This window comes from Sulfurimonas sp., assembly GCF_028714975.1.
GTDB lineage: Bacteria > Campylobacterota > Campylobacteria > Campylobacterales > Sulfurimonadaceae > Sulfurimonas.
Genome location: NZ_JAQTLH010000021.1, coordinates 1 through 3771 on the forward strand (window position 1 = coordinate 1; position 3771 = coordinate 3771).

At 30.5% G+C, this 3771-nt stretch carries 6 protein-coding genes and 1 pseudogene; all 7 read right to left on the bottom strand.

What is annotated here, in order from left to right; translation table 11 throughout:
• The coding region (truD, locus tag PHQ93_RS10625; protein ID WP_299944210.1) for a tRNA pseudouridine(13) synthase TruD at positions 1 to 258 on the bottom strand (258 nt) is incomplete at its 3' end.
• Positions 255 to 1076 (bottom strand): bifunctional riboflavin kinase/FAD synthetase, encoded by an 822-nt coding sequence (locus tag PHQ93_RS10630; RefSeq protein ID WP_299944227.1) that lies wholly within the window; start codon positions 1074 to 1076, stop codon positions 255 to 257. The genes PHQ93_RS10630 and truD, both read right to left, overlap by 4 nt.
• A gap of 33 nt (positions 1077 to 1109) precedes the next feature.
• The gene (locus PHQ93_RS10635; protein ID WP_299944213.1) at positions 1110 to 1379 is read right to left on the bottom strand and encodes a Txe/YoeB family addiction module toxin; all 270 of its coding nucleotides are present in this window, start codon (positions 1377 to 1379) and stop codon (positions 1110 to 1112) included.
• Positions 1373 to 1618: a type II toxin-antitoxin system Phd/YefM family antitoxin gene (locus PHQ93_RS10640; RefSeq protein ID WP_299944216.1), complete on the bottom strand. Its 246-nt coding sequence runs from the start codon at positions 1616 to 1618 to the stop codon at positions 1373 to 1375. The genes PHQ93_RS10635 and PHQ93_RS10640 overlap by 7 nt, the downstream gene beginning before the upstream one ends.
• 116 nt (positions 1619 to 1734) lie before the next feature.
• A pseudogene (locus PHQ93_RS10645) lies at positions 1735 to 2078 on the bottom strand (DUF86 domain-containing protein).
• Positions 2075 to 2377, bottom strand: coding sequence for a nucleotidyltransferase family protein (locus PHQ93_RS10650; RefSeq protein ID WP_299944219.1), 303 nt, complete (start codon positions 2375 to 2377; stop codon positions 2075 to 2077). Before PHQ93_RS10650 ends, PHQ93_RS10645 begins: the two are co-directional and overlap by 4 nt.
• 162 nt (positions 2378 to 2539) lie before the next feature.
• Entirely contained in the window at positions 2540 to 3703 is a 1164-nt protein-coding gene (locus tag PHQ93_RS10655) for an FRG domain-containing protein (protein ID WP_299944222.1), read from the bottom strand.
• Between the last annotated feature and the right edge of the window lie 68 nt (positions 3704 to 3771).

Below are 3771 nucleotides of genomic sequence, written 5' to 3' on the forward strand. Positions count from 1 at the left end.
TGAAAGATATTGTGAAGTTGTTGCATGTTTATCTTTTAACCCTGCGTAACCTATCTTTTCCGCTGGAATCGCTAAAAATTCTGCGAATATTGCTATCATGTCCCAAGTAGTTAGCTCAACTTTTGATACATGTAAAATCAGGTAATTTCCTCTACCTAAAAACCCAGCAAGCGGTACCTCATCTACTACGAAATCTCTCTCATTTTGATAAAATTTAAAGTTAATATCTTGCGTACTTTGCAAATACTCTCTGTTCATAATTGTAAAAATTTTAGCTCCTTTGAAGCAATAGATATATCTTTTTTAATTGCCATTTTTAACTCATCCATTGAGTTAAATTTTTTATTATCTCTTATAAAAGAGACAAAACTAATCGCCGCTTTATCTTTGCATAAAACTTCACCGTCAAGAATATGGCTCTCTATAGCAAAACTCCCGTCCGTAGTTACTCTATGGCCGACAAATGATACAGATGGATGTAAATGTTCTTCATCATCAATACGAGTAAGCGTTGCATAAACGCCCTCTTTTGGCACAAGGTACTCTTTTGCTTCTATATTTATAGTTGCGACTAGCTCTTTTTTGCCTATGCCCTGACCAGAAACAACACCGCCTTTTAAAGTGTAATTATGCCCTAAAAAAGCGTTAGCACCTTTTATGTCGCCAATCTGAAGTTTTGCTCTTATCTTGTGTGAGTGAACAGAGTCTCCATGAAAAGCTACTTCTTTGATAACCTCAACCTCGCCATCAAAAATATTTTTTAAATCTTCAGATGAGTATTTTCTATTTTTCCCAAAGTGAAAATCATACCCAACAACTATTTTCTTTAAGTTTGGAAATTTACCTTTTAAAAAAGTCATAAACTCCTCTCCACTCAAATGACGAATATCGTCAAGCTCAAGATAGAGTATTGGATAGTGTGAAAAATGTTCCCTTTCTCTCTTTGGAGTAAGGTTTGCATAACCTGTCTCAATTACTACAATTGCACCATCTTTTCCAAGTGTTTTAAAAAGTTGCTGATGCCCGATATGCATCCCATCAAAACCACCGATTGCTATAGCGGTGCTATTTTTCATATCTTTCAAACAAATACTCCTTTATTTGAGCAACTACTCTCCATAATGCGACCACATCCTAAGCACTCTCACCACTTTATCGCTCTCTCTTACTTCATAAACTATTCTATGTTGGATATTTATTCTTCTTGAATATGAGCCGTTTAAATTTCCGACTAACTTCTCGTAAGACGGCGGATTTTGAAATGAATCTTTTTTAATAACCTCAATTAGTTCTTTTGCTTTTTTATCTAAACTAGCACTAGATAACTTTTTAGCATCTTTTAATGCCAATTTGCTATAAAGTATTTTATAAATTACCACTCTATATCTTCACTAAATTCGCTATCATCCGACTTCATCGAATCTTGTATAGAAGATGCTAAATTTGGTATAGAATTCAAATATAGCGTCTCTTCTATCGCATTCCAATCCTCAAGGGATAGCATTACGACATTATTTCTTTTTCCTGTTATAAGCACAGGCTCATGACTTTGCGCAGTTTCATCCATAACATTGTAAATATTTGCTCTAACTTCGCTTACCGACATTACTCTTATCATAGAGGTGCCTTCTCAATTAATTTTGTAAATTGTACTTAATATCGTACGCTATGTCAAGTTGCATTTGGATAAAAAAGTGGAGGTTTACACAGAAGGAAGGGTAAGATTAGATTTTTTTATCTCAAATCTTTAATAATATCATCAATTTGAATTTTAATATCAGGTAACTTATCTTTTGCAACATTCCAAACAATCTCTTCATCAATTTCAAAATACCAATGAATAAGTTTGTCTCTCATTTTCGCCATTAATGACCAAGGTAAATCAGTAAACTTATCGGTAATTTTTCTTTTGGAATCTGTTTTGTAGCTTCTCCTATGACTTCTATTTCTCTTATACATGCACTCACTGTTTTATCATCTTGTACAAAATCTTCATAGCTCATACCGCCTATAAAAGAGTTTATTTTTTCTATTCGTTTAGAAATATCTTCTAAGAAAAGTAAATAATTTCGTTTCATACAGCTATTGCTTCTTTTAAAATTTGATCTCTTATTTCAGCTTTTAGTTTTCTTTTGGGTACTAGATCAACACTATTTTGAAGCGAAGTGCTTAAATATTCTTCTAGCTCTATAAATGTCAACAAATCTGGTGTTTTTTTAAACTCGACAAGCAAATCAATATCACTATTTACAGACTGTTCATTTCTCGCAAATGAACCAAAAAGATATAGTGAATCAATACCGTACTTATCTTTAAACTCAAAATAATGCTCTTTTAAATAGTTTAAGATATTTGTTTTATCAAGTTGTTTTGACATTTACATACCCCTCTTTTAAGTTTATTTTATGAAAAATTATATCATATAGCGTTTAAAAAATCGTCTGGCTTTAATCACTTTATAAAAAACTTATCAAAAACCAAAGCGTAGCAAAAAGTGGAGATTCACTCACTGGGGTGTAAGATTGTTAGATGTTTTAAACTATGTCAAATGTTTTTTCATAACTTTATGTTTTTTTAATATACTTAAAAATGTATCCGTTTTTTCACTTGGAAAGAGTTCACTTTCTGATAATATTAAACTTGAATCATCTAAATCAAAATCTAATACTATAATTCCTTCTATAAAATCTGCTGGAAGATTTAGGGCACAGGTACTTGATGTTGATACAACACACTCTTGTAAAATAGGTCGCAAAGGATTATATGGTTTAATAGTCTCATTTGAATCGTCATGATGTATCATCTCCCTGGGATCTTCTCTTATAATATATATTAATGATTGTCTTTTATTAGTACCAATAAAATCATACTGTGATATATTATTATCCATTTTAAATTTATGTGTTGCAAAAAATATTGCAACATCTAACGATTTTGTTAAATCTAAAACATTTGAATATAAACCATAATGTTGGAGTAAAGTTATCAGCGTAGGAGCTAATATATTATCCATGTGCATCATTAAATCTAATCTATACTTCCCAAACTCTCTTAAAATTGGATCACTACAATCTTCCATATCTGACATAGTGAAAATTAATTCACCTTTATCTGCTAATATTTTTTCTCTATGTTTTATATCTTCTAAATCAAATTTTGAATATAGCAAATCTGACCATTCAAGAGGTGATAAGTTTCTAAATTCTTCAAATGAAGTAGGATTTGTATTTAACATTACTCTCCACAAAGAAGGTAATAATGAAATCTCACCAAATTCAGGAACAATAAAATTAGGGTTATTAATTTCCCTTTCAATTTGATAATTACTTGTTTGACCTCTAAATAAATAATTTTTATTAGTTTTAGAAGTATATGTATCAACAATATTTTTTATATCAACAATGGATTTTGCTTTTTCAACCCAAATATTTTTCTTCATTCCAGTATTTTGTAAATTAAATTTATTTAATGGAAACCTAGTTCTAAAGTCCGATGACATAAGACATCCACCATAAAACCTATCGACTACAATATCAACATGTTCTAAACAAATATACCCTGATTTAATACATTTTTCTGCTTCTTCTTCTGACATACCAATACTCATAAATTTAGAACGAGTATAGTCTAAATTTATATGAGGATTTTGATAATTCCATTTATAGTCTTTATCATAATAGTTCCAATAACCACCTAATTCCATTTATCTACCCTTTTGAATATAAGCTTGAGACATTATTTTAATATCTTGCTCTTCATCAGAGTCAACTT